We start from the raw sequence: 21,737 nt of genomic DNA, 5'->3' as shown, positions 1-21,737 counted from the left end.
ACGCGCCGGGTTCGTTGTCGTCGCTCCGATCGCTTTCCGTCGGCCCGGTTGCGGGCATAAAAAAAGCCCCGCACGCGATCGGTGCGGGGCTTTCTCGTGCAAGCGGCCGTGCGTGCGGCTTACTTCACGCGCATGCCTGGCTTCGCGCCGCTGTGCGGCTCGAGGATGTAGAGGCCCGGCTCGGCCTTCTCGTCGGCAGCCGACGCGGCGAGCACCATCCCTTCGGACAGCCCGAACTTCATCTTGCGCGGCGCGAGGTTCGCGACCATCACCGTCAGCTTGCCGACGAGCTGCTCGGGCTGGTACGCCGACTTGATGCCGGAGAACACGTTGCGGGTCTTTTCCTCGCCGATGTCGAGCGTGAGCTGCAGCAGCTTGTCCGAGCCTTCGACGGCCTGGCACGCGACGATCTTCGCGATGCGCAGGTCGACCTTCGCGAAATCGTCGATCGAGATCGGACCGTCGTCGGCTGCGTTCGCAGCGGCCGGCTTTGCGTTCGCCTTGGCGTTCTTGCCTGCCTTCGCGGCGTTGGCGGTGGCCGTGCCCGCGGCAGCAGCGCCGGCAGCGTCGGCCTGCAGCGAATCGCGGTTCGCGGCGAGCAGCGCGTCGATCTGCTTCGGATCGACCCGCGTCATCAGGTGCTGGTACGCCTTGATCGGCTGCGCGGACGACAGCGGCTTCGCGGCATCGGCCCACGTGAGCGGCGCGATCCCGAAGAAGGCCTCGACGGCTTCGGCCACGCGCGGCATCACCGGCTTCAGCGCGAGCGACAGCAGGCGGAACGCCTCGAGGCTCACGCTGCAGGTTTCGTGCAGCGCGACCGCGTTGGCCGGATCCTTCGCGAGTTCCCACGGCTTCGCGCCGTCGACGTACGCGTTCACTTCGTCGGCGAGTTCCATCGTCTGGCGCAGCGCGCGGCTGTATTCACGCGCCTCGTAGTGCGACGCGATCGCGGGAATCGCACCGCGCAGCTTCGCGACGAGCGGATGATTCATCGCGCTGTCCTGCACGCGGCCGTCGAAGCGCTTGAGCAGGAAGCCGGCTGCGCGGCTCGCGATGTTCACGTACTTGCCGACGAGATCGCTGTTCACGCGCGCCTGGAAGTCGTCGAGGTTCAGGTCGATGTCTTCCATCGTCGCGTTCAGCTTCGCGGCGAAGTAGTAGCGCAGCCACTCCGGGTTCAGGCCGGTGTCGATGTAGCTCTGCGCGGTGATGAACGTGCCGCGCGACTTCGACATCTTCGCGCCGTCGACCGTCAGGAAGCCGTGCGCGAACACGTTGGTCGGCGTGCGATGGCCCGAGAATTCGAGCATCGCCGGCCAGAACAGCGTATGGAAATACAGGATGTCCTTGCCGATGAAGTGGTACTGCTCGGCGCTCGAGCCCGACCGGATCCACGCGTCGAAGTCGATGCCCTTGCGGTCGCACAGGTTCTTGAAGCTCGCGTAATAGCCGACCGGCGCGTCCAGCCACACGTAGAAGTACTTGCCGGGGGCGCCCGGGATCTCGAAGCCGAAGTACGGCGCGTCGCGCGAGATGTCCCAGTCGGCGAGCTTCGCCTCGCCGGCGTCGCCGAGCCATTCGCGCATCTTGTTGGTGGCTTCGGGCTGGGCGAGGCCGCTGACCCATTCGCGCAGGAACGATTCGCAGCGCGGGTCCGACAGACGGAAGAAGTAGTGCGTCGACGTCTTGCGCACCGGCGTCGCACCAGACACGACCGAGTACGGGTTCAGCAGTTCGGTCGGCAGGTAGGTCGAACCGCACACTTCGCAGTTGTCGCCGTATTGGTCCTTCGCGTGGCACTTCGGGCATTCGCCCTTAATGAAGCGGTCCGGCAGGAACATTTCCTTGACCGGGTCGTACGCCTGCTCGATCTCGCGCTCGGCGATCAGATCGTTGTCCTTCAGCGCGAGGTAGATCTTCTCGCTCAGCACGCGGTTTTCGTCCGAGTCGGTCGAGTAGAAGTTGTCGAACGACACGCCGAAGCTGTCGAAATCGCGCTTGTGCTCGGTCCACACGCGCTCGATCAGCTGCTTCGGCGTGAGGCCTTCCTTTTCCGCGCGCAGCATGACCGGCGTGCCGTGCGTGTCGTCGGCGCCGATGTAGTAGACCTCATGGCCGTGCATTCGCAGCGTCCGCACCCAGATGTCTGTCTGGATGTACTCGACCAGATGGCCGATATGGATCTGGCCGTTGGCGTAGGGCAGTGCGGACGTAACGAGGATCTGGCGGCGGCCTTGCGGCGCCGCGGCCTGCACGGAAGTGAGGTCGGTTGCGGACATAGGGTCTGTAGAAGAACGGCTGAAACGACGGAAACTGCGATTCTAGCAGGGGCGCGGGCAGGTCAGCCGGCGCGGGCGCCGTGGAGCGGGCGCCGGAAGGAGCGGGCCGCCGTGGCGGCGTGCCCGGCGGCGCGATGCTGCAACGCAGCATACAAATTCCGGGCAAAAAAAACCGGGGCGGATACGGCCCCGGAGCAACAACGACAAGAGGAGAATGGTGACGCGCCGGCTGCGCCAGCCGCGTACCGTAAAGACAGACCGCGGGCCGCGACAGAAGTTCGAAATTTTTTTCGATTTGTTACGGGCCCCGCTGGAAGCCTTGTGCGACGGGGGCGTGCGCCCCCGTTTGCTCCTCTCGCGGCGGTGCTTACTGCTGCGCTGCGCGCAGGTAGATCTCGACGCGGCGGTTTTGCGCGCGGCCGGCTTCGGTCGCGTTGTCCGCGATCGGGTTCGACGGGCCCATGCCTTGTGCCGACAGGCGGCCGCCGGCGACGCCGCGCTGCACCAGCGCGTTCACGACGCTCTGCGCACGGTTCTGCGACAGCGTCTGGTTCAGCTGTGCCGAGCCCGTGCTGTCCGTGTAGCCGATGATCGATGCGGTCACTTGCGGGTTCTGGTTCAGCGTCGTCGCCAGGTCGTTCAGCAGCGGCGTGAACGCCGGCGTGATCGCGTACTGGTTCGTCGCGAACGTCACCGAGCTCGGCACGTTCAGTTTCAGCGAGCCGTCCGGCTGCTCGGTCACTTGCGTGCCCGTCTTGGCTGCCGACGGCGCGAGCTTGTTCTTGATCGCTTGCCAGTTGTAACCCGTCACGCCGCCGACCAGTGCGCCGACGCCCGCGCCGATCGCCGCGCCCTTGCCGCCACCGGCCAGCGCGCCGATGCCCGCGCCCAGCGCCGCACCCGTGCCGGTGCCCACGGCCGTATTGTTGCCTTGCTGCGTGGCGCAGCCTGCCAGCAGCGCGCCGGCGAGTGCGAAGACGGACAGGCGAGTCGCGATTTTCATGTTCATCTTGGATTCCTCTCTTGGTTGAACGAGTCGACAACGACGACAAACAACAGTTACGGCTCCCTGCACGGACACCCGAAAAAGGAAGGGCAAGCCCGTGCCCGCGGCAGCCGCCGAGGCGGCCGCATGCCCTGTTCGTCAGCGGGGCTGTTCCGGACAGGGCAACGCATCAGCCTCTACAATATAGGCGGTTGGCGGCCGATTTGGCCCCATAGCATGCCGCACGCGAAGATTGCTCCGACGCGCGCGTTCGCGCAATGGCGTGCAACAGATTCTTTCACTTTTCCCGATTTTCGCAGCGTTATTTGATATTTCTTGACGTTTGCGCGAGAGAAAAACGATTTCACGGAGTTTCGATGAGCATTGATCGGGCACACGTCGACGCCGCGCTGGCGGCAGTCGTCGATCCCAATACCGGCCGTCCGTACGCGGCGAACAAGGGCGTGCGCAACGTCGCGATCGACGGCGACGCCGTGGCGGTCGACGTGGTGCTCGGCTATCCCGCGCGCAGCCAGCACGACGACGTGCGCGCGCGCATCGCCGATGCGCTGAAGGCCGTGCCGGGCGTGCGCGACGCGCGCGTCGCCGTGTCGCAGGAGATCGTCGCGCACACGGTCCAGCGCGGCGTGAAGCTGCTGCCGAACGTGAAGAACATCGTCGCGGTCGCATCGGGCAAGGGCGGCGTCGGCAAGAGCACGACGGCCGTGAACCTCGCGCTCGCGCTCGCCGCCGAAGGCGCGTCGGTCGGCATTCTCGATGCCGACATCTACGGGCCGTCGCTGCCGACCATGCTCGGCATCCACGGCCAGCGCCCCGAGTCGCCGGACAACCAGTCGATGAATCCGCTGGTCGGTCATGGACTGCAGGCGAACTCGATCGGTTTCCTGATCGAGGAAGACAACCCGATGGTATGGCGCGGCCCGATGGCGACGTCGGCGCTCGAGCAGCTGCTGCGGCAGACCAACTGGCGCGAGCTCGACTATCTGATCGTCGACATGCCGCCGGGCACCGGCGACATCCAGCTCACGCTCGCGCAGCGCGTGCCGGTGACGGGCGCCGTGATCGTGACGACGCCGCAGGACATCGCGCTGCTCGATGCGAAGAAGGGCCTGAAGATGTTCGAGAAGGTCGGGATTCCGATCCTCGGGATCGTCGAGAACATGAGCATCCACATCTGCTCGAACTGCGGCCACGAAGAGCACATCTTCGGCGCGGGCGGCGCCGAGCGGATGGCGCAGGATTACGGCGTGACCGTGCTCGGCAGCCTGCCGCTCGACATCGCGATCCGCGAGCGCGCCGACAGCGGCACGCCGACGGTCGTGGCCGAACCGGATGGCGCGCTGGCGCGGCGCTACCGCGACATCGCGCGCGGGGTCGCGCTGGCGATCGCCGAGCGCGCGCGCGACATGACGTCGAAGTTCCCGTCGATCGTTGTTCAAAATACGTAAAACCCTTGCGGGGCGGGGCCTCACGCTGTTTACGGCGTCGCGAGGCGCGGTATCATGGCGACTTTTCCCGGGTCCCTTTACCCGCCCGGCACGGCAGCCGTCTCGAACGGCCGCCAGCCGGCATGAGGATCGAATGAACCAACGACATCACGGCGTGCATGCCGGCCGCGCGCGGCGCGCGCTGCTGGCCGCCGCCGCGCTGGGCCTGCTGGCCGGCTGTGCCTCTTTTTCCTCGTCGCACGAGAAGCGCGCCGACGCGCAATTGCAGCCGACCGTCGGCTCGCAGGCGCGCGGCGCGGTCACGTTCGTCGAGCGTCCCGACGGCGTGCAGGTCACCTACAACCTCGTCGGGCTGCCGCCGAACAGCGATCACGCACTGCAGGTGCACGAGCGCGGCGACTGCAACGCGGGCGACGGCTCGAGCGCCGGCCAGGTGTTCGCGCCGGCAGCCGACCGGTTGCGCGCGGGCGCGCGCGTCGCCGGCGATCTCGGCAACATCCATGCTGACGCGAATGGCGTCGCGGCCGGTTTCATCGTCGCGCCCGATCTGGCCCTCGACGGCGTGCGCTCCGCGCTGAATCGCGCGGCACTGGTGCACCGCGACCCGAGCGACCCGGCGTTTCCGCAGCATGGAGCGGGCCCCGCGCTGGCCTGCGGCGTGATCCGGTGACGGCCGCCGCGTGCGCGAGCCGATGATCGCGTAAAATGTGCGCCTTTCCCGGCCGCCGCCTCGCGGGCGCGGCCCTCACCGACTGTCACGCAGCGTTTCCAGGCGCCCTGATATGAGCATCAAGTCCGACAAATGGATTCGGCGCATGGCCGAAGAACACAAGATGATCGAGCCGTTCGTGCCCGATCAGGTTCGCGCGTCCGAGGACGGTCGCAGGATCGTCAGCTACGGCACGTCGAGCTACGGCTACGACATCCGCTGCGCGGACGAATTCAAGATCTTCACGAACATCAACTCGACGATCGTCGATCCGAAGAACTTCGACGAAGGTTCGTTTGTCGATTTCAAGGGTGACGTGTGCATCATCCCGCCGAACTCGTTCGCGCTGGCCCGCACCGTCGAATATTTCCGCATTCCGCGCACCGTGCTCACCGTCTGCCTCGGCAAGTCGACGTACGCGCGCTGCGGGATCATCGTCAACGTGACGCCGTTCGAACCCGAGTGGGAAGGCTACGTCACGCTGGAATTCTCGAATACCACGCCGCTGCCCGCGAAGATCTACGCGAACGAAGGTGTCGCGCAGGTGCTGTTCTTCGAAAGCGACGAAGTGTGCGACGTGTCGTACGCCGATCGCGGCGGCAAGTATCAGGGTCAGCGCGGTGTCACGCTGCCGAAAACCTGATCTGGTTGCATAACGTCTCACCAGTTTCCGGGTGACCGCTGCGCGTGACGCGCCGCGGTCGTTCTTTTTGGAGAATCGCCCATGAAGTTTCGTTTCCCCGTCGTCATCATCGACGAAGATTTCCGCTCCGAGAACATCTCGGGCTCCGGCATCCGGGCGTTGGCCGAAGCGATCGAGAAGGAGGGCGTCGAAGTCCTCGGCCTCACGAGCTACGGCGATCTGACGTCGTTCGCGCAGCAGTCGAGCCGCGCGTCGTGCTTCATCCTGTCGATCGACGACGACGAACTCATGCTCGGCGAAACGGGCCCGGACGGCGAGCTGCCCGAACTCGCGACCGCGATCATCGAGTTGCGCGCGTTCGTCGCCGAAGTGCGCCGCCGCAACGCGGACATCCCGATCTTCCTGTACGGCGAGACGCGCACTTCGCGCCACCTGCCGAACGACATCCTGCGCGAGCTGCACGGCTTCATCCACATGTTCGAGGACACGCCGGAGTTCGTCGCGCGCCACATCATCCGCGAGGCGAAGGTCTATCTCGACTCGCTCGCCCCGCCGTTCTTCAAGGAGCTGGTGAAGTACGCGGACGAAGGCTCGTACTCGTGGCACTGCCCGGGCCACTCGGGCGGCGTCGCGTTCCTGAAGAACCCGCTCGGCCAGATGTTCCACCAGTTCTTCGGCGAGAACATGCTGCGCGCGGACGTCTGCAACGCCGTCGACGAACTCGGCCAGCTGCTCGATCACACGGGCCCGGTCGCGGCGTCCGAGCGCAATGCGGCGCGCATCTTCAGCGCGGATCACCTGTTCTTCGTGACCAACGGCACGTCGACGTCGAACAAGATCGTCTGGCATGCGACGGTCGCACCCGGCGACATCGTGCTGGTCGACCGCAACTGCCACAAGTCGATCCTGCACGCGATCACGATGACGGGCGCGATTCCGGTGTTCCTCACGCCGACGCGCAACCACTTCGGCATCATCGGGCCGATCCCGCGCGACGAATTCAAGCCGGAGAACATCCGCAAGAAGATCGAGGCGAACCCGTTCGCACGCGAGGCGATGCGCGAGAACCCGGACCTGAAGCCGCGCATCCTGACGATCACGCAGAGCACGTACGACGGCGTGGTCTACAACGTCGAGATGATCAAGGACCTGCTCGGCGACCTGCTCGACACGCTGCACTTCGACGAAGCGTGGCTGCCGCACGCGACGTTCCACCCGTTCTACCGCGACATGCACGCGATCGGCGACGGCCGTCCGCGCACGGGCGCGCTCGTGTTCGCGACGCATTCGACGCACAAGCTGCTCGCGGGCATCTCGCAGGCGTCGCAGATCGTCGTGCAGGATTCGGAGAACCGCACGTTCGACAAGCATCGCTTCAACGAGGCGTACCTGATGCACACGTCGACGAGCCCGCAGTACGCGATCATCGCGTCGTGCGACGTCGCGGCCGCGATGATGGAGCCGCCGGGCGGCACCGCGCTCGTCGAGGAATCGATCGCCGAGGCGATCGACTTCCGTCGCGCGATGCGCAAGGTCGACGCCGAATACGGCGACGACTGGTTCTTCAGCGTGTGGGGGCCGGACGACCTGTCGGAAGAAGGCATCGGCTCGCGCGAGGACTGGATGCTCAAGCCGAATGACCACTGGCACGGCTTCGGCCCGCTGGCGGAAGGCTTCAACATGCTCGACCCGATCAAGGCGACGATCATCACGCCGGGGCTCGACGTCGACGGCGAGTTCGGCGAGACGGGCATTCCGGCCGCGATCGTCACGAAGTACCTGGCCGAGCACGGGATCATCGTCGAGAAGACCGGCCTGTATTCGTTCTTCATCATGTTCACGATCGGCATCACGAAGGGCCGCTGGAACTCGATGGTGACCGAGCTGCAGCAGTTCAAGGACGACTACGACAACAACCAGCCGCTGTGGCGCGTGCTGCCGGAATTCGTCGCGCAGCATCCGCGTTACGAGCGTGTCGGCCTGCGCGACCTCTGCACGCAGATCCACGACGTGTACCGTGCGAACGACATCGCGCGCCTGACGACGGAGATGTACCTGTCGGACATGGAGCCCGCGATGAAGCCGTCGGACGCGTTCGCGAAGCTCGCGCACCGCAAGATCGACCGCGTGCCGCTCGACGAACTCGAAGGCCGCGTGACGAGCATCCTGCTCACGCCGTACCCGCCGGGCATTCCGCTCTTGATCCCGGGCGAGCGCTTCAACAAGACGATCGTGAACTACCTGCGGTTCGCGCGCGACTTCAACGAGCGCTTCCCGGGCTTCCACACGGACATCCACGGTCTCGTCGCGGAAGAAGTGAACGGCCGCGTCGAGTACTTCGTCGACTGCGTGCGCGACTGATGGCGGCGCAGGGACGAATCCGGACGATGCGCGCGGCGCTGGCCGCGCTCGTCGTCTGGGCGAGCGGGTTCGCAGGGCTTGCGGGGCTGAACGTCGCGCATGCGGAGGTGGCGGCGGCCGACCCGATCGACGTTGCGATGCGGCAGTGTCTTGCGCGGCGCGACCGGTCGTCGACGGCCGGCCAGATCCAGTGCATGGGCGAAGCGCAGCAGCAGTGGCAGGCGGTGATGGACAGCGCGTACCAGCGCCTGTCGAACGACGCGCCGGCCGACGTGAAGCGCGGCTGGCAGGACAGCCAGCGCCACTGGGTCACGTGGCGCAAGGACGAGGTTCATCTGCTGAAGGCCGTATACGACACGACGCGCGGCACCGCGTATGCGATGTCGAGCGCCGACCTGCAGCTGCAGCCCGTGCGCGATCGCGCATTGGCGCTGCGCGCGGCGGCCGACCGCTATGCGCCGCCGCCCGCCGCCGTGCCGGTCGCGGCCACGAGCCGTGCGCAAGGCGACACCGCGGGCGGTGCGGGCAAGGCGCCGGGCACGGCCGCGGCAGCCACCGGCAAGCCGGCGAACGTGCCGCGCGATCCGGCGATACGCCGCGTGCGGCCGTGCGTGCAGGATGCCGCGTGCGAACACGCGCTGTTCGATTTGAATCGCTATTACCAGAAGCTGCGTCGCAAGATGCCCGCGCATTCGGCCGCGACGCTCGTGCGTGCGCAACGCGCGTGGGTGGCGTTCCGCGATGCGACGGCGCCGCTCGTCGGCGAGGACGGACGCGTCGACCTGATCGGCGCGCGCATCGCGACGATGAAGCGGCTGTCGGAGACGGCCGGCAACAACTGACGAGCGTCGCGACGCCGGTTACGCGGCGCGGTAACGGAAAACGGGCACCTGAGGGTGCCCGTTTCGCATGTGGCGTGCCGCGAGGTGCCTACGCCGGCTGCTGCGTGTCCATGCGTCCGAACCACGACGGCACGAGCGCGACCGCATCGTCGAGCGATGCGAGCACGTGCAGGCTCAGCGCGACGATCTCGGGCGTCGGCGCCTTCAGGTCGGGCACGGTGACGACCGATGCGCCCGCGCCGGCGGCCGATTGCGCGCCGAAGTCGCTGTCCTCGAACGCAACGCACGCGTGCGCCGGTACGCCGAGGCGTTCGGCCGCGAGCCGGTACACGGCCGGGTCGGGCTTGCCGCGCGCGACTTCGTCGCCGCCCGCGATCGCGCGGAAGAACGGCAGCACGCCGACCGCGTCGAGCCGCGCACGGATCACGTCGCGCGCGGACGACGATGCGACCGCGCACGGAATGCCGGCCTGCGCGAGCGTCTCGAGCAGCGCCAGCGCGCCGGATTTCAGCGGAAACTTCGGATGAGGTTCGGGCGCGGCCAGCTGCTCGCGCACGCGGGTGCGCACGGCGTCGAACGTGTCGGCGTCGCCGATGAGCCGCGCGAGAATCACCTGGCCCTCGGCGAACGAGCGGCCGACGATCTGCAGGTAGTCGATTTCGGTCAGCACGACGCCGTGCGCACTCGACACGTCGATCCACGTGTTCATGATGGTCCGCTCGGAATCGACGAGCAGGCCGTCCATGTCGAAGAGCGCGGCGGAGAAGGTCATCGGCGGTATCCGGGAAGCGGGAAAGGCGTCGGGCGGCACGACGGCCGCCCGAGGGAAGGACGGACGCGCCAGGCGCCCGTGCATGCCGGCAGGCTTACTTGCCGAGCGCGGCGCGAGCGGCCTTGACCGCCGCACGCACTTGGTCGGGCGCGGTGCCGCCCGGGTGGTTGCGGCTCGCGACCGAACCTTCGAGCGTCAGGTAGCCGAACACGTCGTCGCCGATCAGGTGCGCGACGTTCGGCAGTTCCTGCTTCATTTCGTCGAGCGTCAGGTCGGCGAGGTCGATGCCGCGGTCGTCGCAGATCTTCACCGCGTGCGCGACGGCTTCATGCGCATCGCGGAACGGCAGCCCGCGCTTCACGAGATAGTCGGCGAGGTCGGTCGCGGTCGAGAAGCCCTGCAGCGCGGCCGCGCGCATCGCGTCCGGCTTCACGGTGATGCCGGCGACCATCTCGGCGAAGATGCGCAGCGTGTCGGCGACGGTGTCGACCGTGTCGAACAGCGGCTCCTTGTCTTCCTGGTTGTCCTTGTTGTACGCGAGCGGCTGGCCCTTCATCAGCGTAAGAAGCGCCATCAGGTGGCCGTTGACGCGGCCCGTCTTGCCGCGCGCGAGCTCGGGCACGTCCGGGTTCTTCTTCTGCGGCATGATCGAGCTGCCGGTGCAGAAGCGGTCGGCGATGTCGATGAAGCCGACGCGCGGGCTCATCCACAGCACGAGTTCTTCGGAGAAACGCGATACGTGCGTCATCACGAGCGCCGATGCCGCCGTGAATTCGATCGCGAAGTCGCGATCCGACACTGCGTCGAGCGAGTTCGCGCAGATGCCGTCGAAGCCGAGCGTCTTCGCGACGGCGTGACGGTCGATCGGGTAGCTCGTGCCGGCGAGCGCGGCCGCGCCGAGCGGCAGGCGGTTCACGCGGGTGCGGCAGTCGCGCATGCGCTCGGCGTCGCGCGTGAACATCTCGACGTACGCGAGCAGGTGGTGGCCGAACGTGACCGGCTGCGCGACCTGCAGGTGCGTGAAGCCCGGCATGATCGTGTCCGCGTTCTTTTCCGCGAGGTCGATCAGCGCGCCGCGCAGGTCGTTCAGCAGGCCGCCGATGCGATCGATCTCGCCGCGCAGCCACAGACGGATGTCGGTCGCGACCTGGTCGTTGCGCGAGCGGCCCGTGTGCAGGCGCTTGCCGGCATCGCCGATCAGTGCGGTCAGGCGCGCCTCGATGTTCAGGTGGACGTCCTCGAGATCCAGCTGCCATTCGAATTCGCCGCGCTCGATCTCGCCCTTGATCTGCGTCATCCCGCGTTCGATCGCGGCGAGGTCGTCGGCGCTGATGATCTTCTGCGCCGCGAGCATGCTCGCGTGCGCGAGCGAGCCGGCGATGTCGACGAGCGCGAGGCGCTTGTCGAAAAACACCGACGAGGTGTAGCGCTTGACCAGCTCCGACATCGGTTCCGAGAAGCGGGCCGACCAGGCCTCGCCCTTTTTGTGCAGTTGGGACGTCATGGCGATTCTTCGAAGGGGAGTTGGGCGGCGTGCGCCGCCGAGGGAATCCCGGGATTCTAACATTCGCGGCGCCCGCGGCCGGCGAGCGCGCAGGCCGCCCGCAGGCGCGGATCAACGGGGGCCGCAGGTCAGCGGGCCGATGCGCGGCAGCGTGCCGTCGTCCGGGCGCCGGTACGCGAATTCGACCGCGCAGTCGCGGCCGCCGCCGGAGATTTCGAGGTGATTGTTCGCGACGAGGCCGTCGACGAAGGTCAGGCCGTCGTAGCCGACGATCGTGCGCTGGCCGCTTTCGACGTGGCGGACCTCGAGCCCGGGCGGCAGCGGCGTGCCGTCCGGCGCGCGCAGCGCGATCGACGCGGCGCTGTAGCGCGTCACCGCGAAGTGCGCGAGCACGCCGGAGCGCGCCTGCGGTACCACGTCGAGCGTCGTGTCGGCGATCCGCGCGTCGGCGGGCAGCGCCGTGCCGTCGATCGCGACGCGATTGCTCTGGTACGCATTCAGGTCGGGCACGAGCAGGTAGCCGGCCCGGTCCGTCTCGCCGATCAGCCGGTTCTGGTGCAGCACGGGCACGCGCCCGGTGTCGGTCGAGACGAGCGCGAAGCCGTCGTCGACGCGGCGCGCGGTCATCAGCCGGCCGTCCATCAGCACGAACGCGCCCGTGACGTCGACCGACGCGTTGCCGCGCCCGTCGAACGATTGCGCGAGCAGCGTGACCTGGCCGGCGCGGCCGAGATACTGCAGTTGCCCCTGCGCGTAGCGCAGGCCCGCGTTGGCGCCCGCCTGCACGTTCCAGCCGACGCCGCCGCCGTAATCGGGCGGACGCGTCGCGTTGAGCGTGTAGGTCGAGTCGCCGTTCTGCCGGCCGGCGTTCGCCGAGACGGAAGTGTTGCCGCCGAGCCCGACGCTCAGGCTCACGAAGAACCCGCGTGCGTCGTGCTGCCGGAAGTCCTGGAAGCCGCTGAACGTGATCGAAGTGAGCCCGCCGAGATTGACGAGGTACGCGATCGAGCCGATCCGCGACGGGACGATGCCCGGATACTTGAGGCCGAGATAGCTGAACGACAGCGTCTGCGCGCGCAGGAACGGGAACGAGACCGTGACGCGGTCGGTGGCGCGCGAGACCGGCACGCCTTCGCGGCTGCCGAGATCGCCGTAGTCGCCGAACGCGCGCAGCGTCTGCGCATCGATCGAGAAGCGCGGCGTCACGTACTGGTAGCCGACGCCGGCCTGCACGCCCGTGCGGCCCGGCGCGCTCACCGCCAGCGACGCGTTCGCGACGCCGCGTTCGCCGAGGCGGGCGAGCGCGCCGGCACCGGCGTTGTAGACGCCGGCCGTCGCTTCCGCGTGCGCTTCGACGGTCAGCCGCTCGCTGATGCCGTAGCGCAGCGAGCCGCTTGCGGCCGGCGTGCGCGCATAGTCGAACGAATCGTTGCCATATGCGCGGCGCAGGAACCCGGCTTCCGCCGAATAGCTGGCGAGGCCGGGCGCGAGCAGGCGCGTGTCGACGTACAGCGGAATGGTCGTCGCGATCGAGCGGCCGAGCGCGTCGCGCGTGACGACCGTCGCGTTGCCCGCGCCGGTGATGCCGGGCACGCTGTTGATCACGAACGGGCCGCTCGGCACGTCGCCGCTGAACTGGCGCACGTTGTTCACATACAAGTCGACCGAGGTCGGCACGACCGCGCTGCCGGACAGCGCAGGCACCGGAAACGTGACGAGGTCGGGGCGCAGGCCGAAGTTGCTGCGCCACTGCACGCCGCCGAGGCGCAGCGAGCGGGTCCACGACAATGACGACGAAATCGTGTCGCCGATCTGGGTCGTCGTGAGCGTGCCGGGGTTCGAGTGGCTCCACGACGTGTCGTAGCGCACGTAGCGCCGGCGGTCGTCGTACAGGTAGGCGATGCCCGTGCTGCTGAATACGCCGGCCGGATCGAAATAGCGCGCCTCGCTCCAGACCGCGAGCGGTGCGTGGGCGAGGGTCTGCGCGTACGCGTCGTAGTTCAGCACGAAGCCGCGGCCGGAGCTGGCCGGCGGCGCGGCCGCGAGTGCGCGCGTATCGAACGTGTGCGGGATGCGCAGCGCATCGGGCACGCGCAGGTCGAGCGTTTGCCGCGCCGCATCGTAGTCGTAGCGCAGCCCCGCGAGCGTATCGAGCGCGACGAGCGTGTTCGACGACTCGTGCGCACGGTCGCCCGTGGCGACGCCCAGGTCGTTCAGGTCGGCTGACGCCGCGTACAGCCGGCCGTCGATTCTCTGAAAACGGGCGATGCGGTGCGTCGGCTCACCGTTGAGCGACACGTCGAGAAACAGTGTGTCGGCTGCGGGCGTTGGCGTTGGCGAGGGCACCGGGGCACGCACGGGGGTGGGCACAGGGACGGGCGCGCCTGCCGCGGCCGCCTGCACCGGCACCGCCTGCGCACGGGCGGCGCAAGCATGTAGCGCCAGCGCCGCCGCGAGTGCAAGCACGGCAGCGGCGGGCGCGGCGTGTCGTGCGGCGCAGGCAGCCCGGAGGGCCGTGCTCGTCGTCGGAACGGGCAACGTCGTGCGATCCTCCGGCACGGATCAGGGCGGTGCCAGCCGCGCTTCGACCGGCTGCGCGTTCACGGTCGCCTGGATCCTGACGAACCCGGCCGCGCCCGCATCCAGCTTGAGCGGCCAGCGCCGCGTGCTGCCCGCGAGCGCGTAGCCGAGCAGGCCGCGCGTGATGTCGTGCGCGGTGCCGCGCGCGTCGACCAGACTCACCGCGGAAATCTGCGCGCGCCGCCCGCCGCGGTTCTCGACCGCGAGTCGCGTGCCGGATCCGTCGCGCTCGACACGCCATTCAAGGCGCGGCGTCTGCGGTGTGCCGGCGGGCTCGACGAAAACGGGCACGGAATAGCGCAGCCGGATCGTGATGCCGTTCTCGACCGGCGTCCCGGGCGCGGGCAGTTCGTCGATCAGCACGCGATAGCTTTCCTCGGCGACGGGCGCGCCTCGCGTCGTGCGCACGAGCCGGATCAACTGCTCGGCACTCGCGCCGATCTGCAGCAACGGCGGCGAGGCGGCGAGCGCATCGGTCGGCGTCATCACGTCGTCGCCGTTTTCCTGCGTCCAGCGATAGGCGCGAACCTGGCCATAGATCGGCTGCCCGCCCGGATTGCTGAGCGTCATGGTCGCGGCCGCCGCCGACGGCGGCAGCTCGATCGTCACGGGTGTGATCTGCAGCGTGGCCGCGCATGCGGCCGCGGACGCCGACGCGACGCACAGCGCGGCCAGCGCGCGCGGAATCGAGGCCACGGCGCGTCAGAAGTACACGGTTGCGGTGACGGTGGCCTGGTAGGTGTCGGGCTTCGGCGTGGCTTGCGCAGGTACCTGGCCGTACACGTTCAGCACTTGCGCGGAACCGGTGCCGGTGCCGCCGACCGTGTCGGTGCCTTGCGTGTTGCCCCAGATCGTCGTGTGGCCCGAGTCCTGGTAGAGCTGGTAGCCGACCGTCGTGGCGGTATTGCCGGTCGTCGTGCCGCCCATCAACCGGCTGGCGACCGTCGAGCCGCTCACCGAGCCGGCGTCGAGCCCGACGTTGTACGGCGTGGAGTTCGAGCAGGTGACGGAGACCGTGGTCTGCTGGTTGAGCGAGGACGCAAGCACGCCGGACGTGCCGAAGGCCAGCGGGTTCGCGGCGATCGCGCAGTTCGCCTGGATCGTGAGCGTGACGTTGAACTGGGCAGTGGCGTTGCCGTTCGAATAAACTGCGGCAACGGTGACGGGCTGCAGCGCGGGCGCGAATGCCAGCGTGGCTGCGAGGGTTGCTGAAAGTAGACGACGCCGGGAAGTGTTCATTATGGTTATCTCCTGCCGTTTATTGGAGACGCCCGGCCGCGGAGTGCCTGCCGCGTGGTCTGTCGCCGGTCGCCGTAACCGCTCTGTCGTTGTTGGAAGACTACTCCACGGATTTGGTCGCGCGCAATGGAGAAAACGCGCACCCGGCGAGCATTGTCCGGGGTTCCGTCTGGATTGCCATCCGTCGATTTGACATGGATCAAATAACGGTGCGAACGATTGGTGCGCGGATGGATACGATGAGGGCGCTGCCCGCGCTGGAAACCGGGCCGGGCGGACAAGCCTTTTCGGGGGAATGCATGACGGATGACGGATTCGACGTGGCACGCTGGTGGATGCGGGTGCTGTCATGCCTGTTGCTGGCGGCGCTGCTCGGCATGCCGTGGATGCCGGCCCGCGCCGACACGTGTTCGGTGACGCCGCCGGTGCCGAGCTTCGGTCAGGTCAGTCCGATTACGCAGCAGGCCTATACGACGAACAGCACGATGGTCGTGAGTTGCACGTGGGACACGCTGAGCCTGAACACGGGTGTGCTCGTTTGCGTGAATCTCGGCGGCACGAGCCCGCGCTACCTGACGAGCGGGGCGAACCAGATGCAGTACGACCTGTACCAGGACTCGGGCTACTCGCAACCGTGGGGCGCCGTCAGCACCGGCACGACGCCGATATCGGTCTCGTTGACGAAGCCGCTGCTCGGTACCTCCGCGAGTACGAACGTGACCATCTACGGCCGCATCGCGGCGAACCAGCCCACCGTGCCGACCGTGAACAATGCCAGCACGGTCTATACGCAAAGCTTCAGTGGCACCCAGGCCGCCTATAGCTACAGCTTTTCGCTGCTGGGCGTGCTGCCGACGCCGTGCGTGTCGCAGTCGACGGCAGGCACGATGAGTTTTACCGCTACGGCCACGGTCATCAACAACTGCATCATCAGCGCGACCGGCGTGGCGTTTCCGCCGTCGGGCGTGCTGGCGTCGGCGCTGACCGCGAGCGGCTCGATCAGTGCGCGATGCACGAACGGCGATGCATTCCAGATTGCGTTGAACGGCGGCGTCAGCGGCAGTGTCACTGCGCGCACGATGCAGCGCGCCGGTGGCGGCTCGGTCAGCTATCAGCTCTATCGCGACAGCGCGTTCACGCAGCCGTGGGGCGATGGCACCGGCGGCACGACGATGGCGACCGGAACCGGCAGCGGATTCGCGCAGGCGATCACGATATACGGCCGCGTCCCCGCGCAGGCGACACCGGCGCCCGGCAACTACAGCGACACCATCACCGCGACGATCAGTTTCTGAGCCGCGTCAATCGCGCACGAGCACGACGAGCTTCAGGTCCTCGCGGTGCGCGGGCTTCAGCGTGATCTGCTGGTACACGAGGCGGCCGTCGGCCGGATGGTCGAATTCGCGCAGGCCGCCTTCGCGCTCGAACACGTCCTGCGACGCCCAATACTGCGCGAATGCATCGCTGCCCGCCATCAACGCGTCGATCAGCGCGCGGGTCGGCGCATCGGCGAGGTGGCGAATCGAGTCGGCGCGGAATTCGGCCGCGAGCCGGCGCGCGCGGGTTTCCCAGTCGACGATCAACGTGCGCGCGGCCGGCGCCATGAACGTAAAGCGCAGCAGGTTGCGGTCGTGCTCGCCGTCGAGCCAGCCCGTAAACAGCGCGGCGGCCGGCGCGTTCCAGGCGAGCGCGTTCCATTGCCGGTCGAGCACGTACGCGGGCGTGGCGATCGCGGCGACGGTCGCCGCGAGCGTCGGCGGCAGGTCGCCGGCCGCGACGTCGGGCTCGGCCGGATCGCGCTGCGCGGCCAGTTCGAACAGGTACGCGCGTTCGGCCTTCGACAACTGCAGCGCGACGGCGATCCGCGCGAGTGCATCGGCCGACGCCGACACCGGGCGGCCCTGCTCGATCCATGTGTACCAGGTCGGACTGACGCCGCACAGCTGCGCGACTTCCTCGCGCCGCAGCCCCGGCGTGCGGCGGCGCGGGCCGGGCGGCAGGCCGACGGCCTGCGGCGACAGCCGTTCGCGGTGCGCGCGGATGAATTCGCCGAGTGCGCGGGCGGGCGTCGCGTCGAGGGGCGGGGTGGGGGCGGGGGACGGCAGGCTCATGCGGAAACGGCTGAAAAGGGCGCCCGAGGCGCGACAAGGGATCAGGCAGGTGTAACAAATACCAGAATAACTGCTTAACTTGTACTGGTACAAGCGCGGCTCTATTGTAGCGATTCGCGCGCTGACAGGCAGCAAGCGCCCACCCAAGGAAGGAGTGAACGATGAAACACCACGACCAGGTCGCCGACGCATTCGGCACGACGGCCGCCGCCTACCTGACGAGCACGGTGCACGCGACGGGCGCCGATCTGCAGGCGCTGGCCGACGCCGTGCGCGCGACGCCCGGCGCCGCGGTGCTCGATCTCGGCTGCGGCGCGGGCCATGCGAGTTTCGCGATCGCGCCGCACGTGCGCGACGTGGTCGCATACGATCTCGCGGCGCCGATGCTCGCGACCGTCGAAGCCGCCGCGCGCGAGCGCGGGCTCGCGAACATCCGCACGCAGCAGGGGCCGGCCGAACGGCTGCCGTTTGACGCCGGCACGTTCGACTGGGTGGTCAGCCGAATGAGCGCGCACCACTGGCACGACGTGCGCGCGGCGCTCGCCGAGATGCGCCGCGTGCTGAAGCCGGGCGGCCGCGTGCTGATGATCGATATCGCCGGCAACGACCATCCGCTGCTCGACACCTACCTGCAGGCCGCCGAAGTGCTGCGCGACGCGTCGCACGTGCGTGACTACCGTGCCGACGAGTGGCTCGCGATGTTCCGTGGCGCCGGGTTCGACGCGCACGTGCAGAGCCGCTGGCGCCTGCCGATCGATTTCGATACATGGGTCGCGCGGATCCGCACGCCGGCCGACAGCGTCGCGGGCATCCGTGCGCTGTGGGCGCATGCGCCCGACGAGGTGCGCGGCTATTACGCGGTGCAGCCGGACGGATCGTTCGAGCACGATGCGTTGCTGATCGATGCGCGATGAGCGTCTGACGCGACACGGCGGCCGGTGCCGTCGTGCCGTTGCATGAAAAAAGCCGCGATACGCGTGATTGCGTATCGCGGCTTTCGTTTTGCAGCGCTCGTTTCGCGATGCCGGCGCGGCGGCGGGCAGGCCCGCGCCGCGCACCGATCAGCCCGTATTGCGCAGGCCGGCCGCGATCCCGTTGATGGTCAGGTGGATCCCGCGGCGCAGCCGCGCGTTCGTGTCGCCCGCGCGGTGACGCTTGATCAGCTCGACCTGCAGGTGGTTCAGCGGATCGAGATACGGGAAGCGGTTCTTGATCGAGCGCGCGAGCAGCGGATTGGTCGCGAGGCGGCCGGTATGGCCGGTAATCTCCGCAAGCGCCTGCGACGTGCGCTCCCATTCCGCGACGATCCGCTCGAACACGTGCTTGCGCAGCTTGCGATCGGCGACCAGCTGTGCGTAACGCGACGCAACCGCGAGGTCGGTCTTTGCGAGCACCATGTCCATGTTCGACAGCAGGTTCGCGAAGAACGGCCAGGTCTTGTTCATCTTCTTGAGCAGCGCGACGCGCCTGGTGCGCTCGGCCGCGTCCTTCGCGCCGTCGAGATATGCGCTCACCGCGCTGCCGAAGCCGTACCAGCCCGTCAGCAGCAGCCGGCACTGGCCCCACGAGAAACCCCACGGGATCGCGCGCAGGTCTTCGATCCTGCGGTTCTTCGGATCCTGCAGCTTGCGCGAGGCCGGGCGGCTGCCGATGTTCAGCTCGGCGATTTCGGTGATCGGCGTCGACGAGAAGAAGTAGTCGGTGAAGCCGGGCGTTTCATAGACGAGCGCGCGATACGACGCCATCGCGGCGTCGGACAGCGTCTGCATCGCGGCTTCGAACGCGGGCAGCTGCGCGGGCGCGTTCGATTGCGGCAGCAGCGACGCCTCGAGCGTCGCGGCGACGACCGTCTCGAGATTGCGCCGGCCGATCTCGGGGTTCGCGAACTTGCTCGCGATCACCTCGCCCTGTTCGGTCAACCGGATCTGGCCGTTCACGGTGCCCGGCGGTTGCGACAGGATCGCCTGGTAGGTCGGGCCGCCCCCGCGGCCGACCGTGCCGCCGCGGCCGTGGAACAGCCGCAGCGTGATCTTGCGCTCGCGGAACAGCTCGACGAGCGCGAGCTCCGCGCGATACAGCTCCCAGTTCGACGTCAGGAAGCCGCCGTCCTTGTTGCTGTCCGAGTAGCCGAGCATCACTTCCTGCTCGGCACCCTGGTGCGCGATCAGCGCGTCGATGCCCGGCAGTGCGAAGTATTCGCGCATGATGCGCGCGGCATCGCGCAGGTCGGGGATCGTCTCGAACAGCGGAATCACCATCAGGCCGTTGCGTGCGCTGTCGTGCGCGGCGCCGAATGTGCCTTCGAGCAGCCCGGTTTCCTTCTGCAGCAGCAGGACTTCGACGAGGTCGCTGACCGTCTCGGTGTGCGAAATGATGTAGTTGCGTACCGCGCGCGGGCCGAACTGCGCGCGCACCTCGCGTGCCTTCTCGAACACGCCCAGCTCGCTTTGCGCGAGCGCCGAGTATTCGATGTACGGCGAGCGCAGCGGGCGCGGATCGGCCAGCGCGGCAAGCAGCGCGATCAGCTTGTCGTCCTCGGACAGCGACGCGTAGTCCGCATGTACGCCGGCGCGCGCGAACAGTTCCGCGACCACGGCTTCGTGGATGTCGGAGCTCTGGCGCAGGTCGATGCTCGCCAGATGGAAGCCGAATACCTCGGCCGCGCGCACGAGCGGTGCGAGGCGCGGCGCGGCGAGCGACGTGCCGTGATGCTCGTCGAGCGACGCGGTCAGCACCTTCAGGTCGGCGACGAAGGCTTCGGAATCGGCGTACGGCACCGCGCGCACCGGCGGCGCGCCGCGGCCGGCGCTGCGCACCGGCACCGTGCCTTCGCCGAGACGCACGCGCGCGCTCGCGGCGAGCCGTGTGTAGATGCCGATCAACGCACGGCGATACGGTTCGTCGACGCGATGCGGCGACTGGTCGGGCGACGCGGCCGCCAGCGCTTTCACCGCGTCGTTCGCGCCGACCAGCAGGTTCGACACCGACAGCTCGGCGCCGAGCTTGTGCACCTGTTCCAGGTAGTGTTCGAGGATCACCGCGGACTGGCGGTTGATCGCTTCCTCGAGCGTCGCGGCGGTGACGTTCGGGTTGCCGTCGCGGTCGCCGCCGATCCAGCTGCCCATCTGGAAGAACGCGGGCACGCGCGCGGACAGGCCGTGCTCGGCCAGCGCGGCCTCGATGTCGCCGTACAGCGCGGGCAGCTCGTCGAGGAACGTCGCGCGGTAGTAAGACAGCGCGTTCTCGATCTCGTCGCCGACCGTCAGGCGCGCGTCGCGCAGCATGCGGGTCTGCCACAGCGCGGTCACGCGCGCGCGCAGCATCGATTCGTTGTACGCGCGTTCGCGCGCCGTCAGCGGCTGGTCGCGCTCGGCGAGCAGGCGAGCGATGTCGTGCTGCGCGTCGAGGATGCTCTTGCGCTGCACTTCGGTCGGGTGCGCGGTCAGCACCGGCACGATCAGCGCATCGTCGAAGAAGCGCTGCAGCAGGCGCTTCGACGCGTTGCCGGTCGTCTTCAGCTGCTCGAGCGCGTAGGCGACGGTGCCCGGCTGCGGCGCGGAGCCCGCCAGCGCGTGGATGCGGCGGCGGCGGTTGTGATGGCGGTCTTCCGCGATGTTCGCCAGATGCGAAAAATAGCTGAACGCGCGCACGACGCTCACCGTCTGCTCCGGCGTCAGCTTGCGCAGCTTCTTCTCCAGCGTTTGCGCGGCCTCGCTGTCGTCCTCGCGGCGAAACTTCACCGCCGTCTGGCGAATGGTCTCGACGACGTCGAACACGGTGTCGCCTTCCTGCTCGCGCACCACGTCGCCGAGCAGGCGGCCGAGGTAGCGGATGTCCTCGAACAGCGGGCCGTCCTTGTCCTCGCGCGTGCGGGCGCCGGGCTTCGCCGCACCGGCCGTGCGGGCGGCCGGGCCGGCGTCGTTGATCGCGCGTTTCGTCTGACGTATCGAGTCTTTCGGTTTCGTTGCCGTTTTCGCACGGCCGTTCGCGGCGGTGGCGATGGAGCCCGTCTGGGCGTCGGAGGAGGGCAAGGCAGCATTGCGGCGCATCGTGCGCGCCGATCCGGAAGACTTCACGATGGGTTTCCTTGGGAAAGCTCGAGTCAAAAGGGACTGCGGGAACTGCGGAAACTACGGGAACTGCGGTTAAGCAACCAGCTACGCGCGGCACATCCGCACATTGGTGTCGCCGCCCCCGCCGAAGCGGGGCGGACGCAGGCTCCGGGCCCGGGCGGGCTGGG

General features: G+C 68.2%; 16 protein-coding genes. 7 read left to right on the top strand and 9 right to left on the bottom strand.

Annotated elements, in window-relative coordinates; genetic code table 11:
- Positions 1 to 119 precede the first annotated feature (119 nt).
- The gene (metG, locus tag WS51_RS22460; RefSeq protein ID WP_059508195.1) at positions 120 to 2,282 is read right to left on the bottom strand and encodes a methionine--tRNA ligase; all 2,163 of its coding nucleotides are present in this window, start codon (positions 2,280 to 2,282) and stop codon (positions 120 to 122) included.
- Between the two features lie 367 nt (positions 2,283 to 2,649).
- Complete coding sequence (locus WS51_RS22455; protein ID WP_059508196.1) at positions 2,650 to 3,291, bottom strand: YiaD family glycine zipper/OmpA-like lipoprotein; 642 nt, start codon at positions 3,289 to 3,291, stop codon at positions 2,650 to 2,652.
- A gap of 353 nt (positions 3,292 to 3,644) precedes the next feature.
- On the opposite strand from WS51_RS22455, the gene apbC reads away from it, so the two are divergent.
- The 5 genes from apbC (at position 3,645) to WS51_RS22430 (ending at position 9,291) form a co-directional block, all read left to right on the top strand.
- Positions 3,645 to 4,736, top strand: a complete 1,092-nt coding sequence (gene apbC, locus WS51_RS22450) for an iron-sulfur cluster carrier protein ApbC (protein WP_059540703.1) — start codon at positions 3,645 to 3,647, stop codon at positions 4,734 to 4,736.
- Positions 4,737 to 4,869: 133 nt separating this feature from the next.
- Positions 4,870 to 5,406, top strand: coding sequence for a superoxide dismutase [Cu-Zn] (gene sodC, locus WS51_RS22445; RefSeq protein ID WP_059451002.1), 537 nt, complete (start codon positions 4,870 to 4,872; stop codon positions 5,404 to 5,406).
- A 112-nt stretch (positions 5,407 to 5,518) separates the two neighbouring features.
- Positions 5,519 to 6,088: a dCTP deaminase gene (dcd, locus tag WS51_RS22440; protein ID WP_006398615.1), complete on the top strand. Its 570-nt coding sequence runs from the start codon at positions 5,519 to 5,521 to the stop codon at positions 6,086 to 6,088.
- Between the two features lie 81 nt (positions 6,089 to 6,169).
- On the top strand, positions 6,170 to 8,449 hold the full coding sequence (locus WS51_RS22435; protein ID WP_059451003.1) for an arginine/lysine/ornithine decarboxylase: 2,280 nt from the start codon (positions 6,170 to 6,172) through the stop codon (positions 8,447 to 8,449).
- A complete protein-coding gene (locus tag WS51_RS22430; RefSeq protein ID WP_059508198.1) occupies positions 8,449 to 9,291 on the top strand; it encodes a lysozyme inhibitor LprI family protein in 843 nt (280 codons plus the stop codon). The genes WS51_RS22435 and WS51_RS22430 overlap by 1 nt, the downstream gene beginning before the upstream one ends.
- 88 nt (positions 9,292 to 9,379) lie before the next feature.
- Here WS51_RS22430 and WS51_RS22425 read toward each other — a convergent pair whose 3' ends face one another.
- The 5 genes from WS51_RS22425 to WS51_RS22405 all read right to left on the bottom strand — a co-directional run bounded on the left by WS51_RS22425 (position 9,380) and on the right by WS51_RS22405 (position 15,386).
- Positions 9,380 to 10,063 (bottom strand): HAD family hydrolase, encoded by a 684-nt coding sequence (locus WS51_RS22425; RefSeq protein ID WP_059508199.1) that lies wholly within the window; start codon positions 10,061 to 10,063, stop codon positions 9,380 to 9,382.
- Positions 10,064 to 10,157: 94 nt separating this feature from the next.
- Positions 10,158 to 11,567 carry an argininosuccinate lyase gene (gene argH / locus WS51_RS22420; protein WP_059451006.1) on the bottom strand — a complete coding sequence of 470 codons (1,410 nt, stop codon included), beginning with the start codon at positions 11,565 to 11,567 and terminating at the stop codon, positions 10,158 to 10,160.
- 111 nt (positions 11,568 to 11,678) lie between these two features.
- Positions 11,679 to 14,105: a fimbria/pilus outer membrane usher protein gene (locus WS51_RS22415; protein WP_081333611.1), complete on the bottom strand. Its 2,427-nt coding sequence runs from the start codon at positions 14,103 to 14,105 to the stop codon at positions 11,679 to 11,681.
- 24 nt (positions 14,106 to 14,129) lie between these two features.
- A complete protein-coding gene (locus WS51_RS22410; protein WP_059508200.1) occupies positions 14,130 to 14,843 on the bottom strand; it encodes a fimbrial biogenesis chaperone in 714 nt (237 codons plus the stop codon).
- 6 nt (positions 14,844 to 14,849) lie between these two features.
- The gene (locus WS51_RS22405; RefSeq protein WP_059508201.1) at positions 14,850 to 15,386 is read right to left on the bottom strand and encodes a Csu type fimbrial protein; all 537 of its coding nucleotides are present in this window, start codon (positions 15,384 to 15,386) and stop codon (positions 14,850 to 14,852) included.
- 299 nt (positions 15,387 to 15,685) lie between these two features.
- On the opposite strand from WS51_RS22405, the gene WS51_RS22400 reads away from it, so the two are divergent.
- Complete coding sequence (locus tag WS51_RS22400) at positions 15,686 to 16,681, top strand: Csu type fimbrial protein (RefSeq protein ID WP_069229793.1); 996 nt, start codon at positions 15,686 to 15,688, stop codon at positions 16,679 to 16,681.
- A 6-nt stretch (positions 16,682 to 16,687) separates the two neighbouring features.
- Here WS51_RS22400 and WS51_RS22395 read toward each other — a convergent pair whose 3' ends face one another.
- Positions 16,688 to 17,497, bottom strand: coding sequence for a helix-turn-helix transcriptional regulator (locus WS51_RS22395; protein ID WP_059451009.1), 810 nt, complete (start codon positions 17,495 to 17,497; stop codon positions 16,688 to 16,690).
- Between the two features lie 161 nt (positions 17,498 to 17,658).
- Here WS51_RS22395 and WS51_RS22390 point away from each other — a divergent pair, with 161 nt between their 5' ends.
- The gene (locus tag WS51_RS22390; RefSeq protein ID WP_069229792.1) at positions 17,659 to 18,411 is read left to right on the top strand and encodes a class I SAM-dependent methyltransferase; all 753 of its coding nucleotides are present in this window, start codon (positions 17,659 to 17,661) and stop codon (positions 18,409 to 18,411) included.
- 147 nt (positions 18,412 to 18,558) lie between these two features.
- Here the strand turns inward: WS51_RS22390 and ppc are convergent, their stop codons facing one another.
- Entirely contained in the window at positions 18,559 to 21,573 is a 3,015-nt protein-coding gene (gene ppc, locus WS51_RS22385) for a phosphoenolpyruvate carboxylase (protein WP_060296068.1), read from the bottom strand.
- Positions 21,574 to 21,737 lie beyond the last annotated feature (164 nt).

Origin of the sequence: Burkholderia territorii (assembly GCF_001718335.1) — a bacterium.
In the GTDB taxonomy this organism is placed as follows: Bacteria; Pseudomonadota; Gammaproteobacteria; order Burkholderiales; family Burkholderiaceae; genus Burkholderia; species Burkholderia territorii.
The sequence above is the reverse complement of the archived record's forward strand: the minus strand, read 5'-3'. Positions and strand labels throughout refer to the sequence as shown.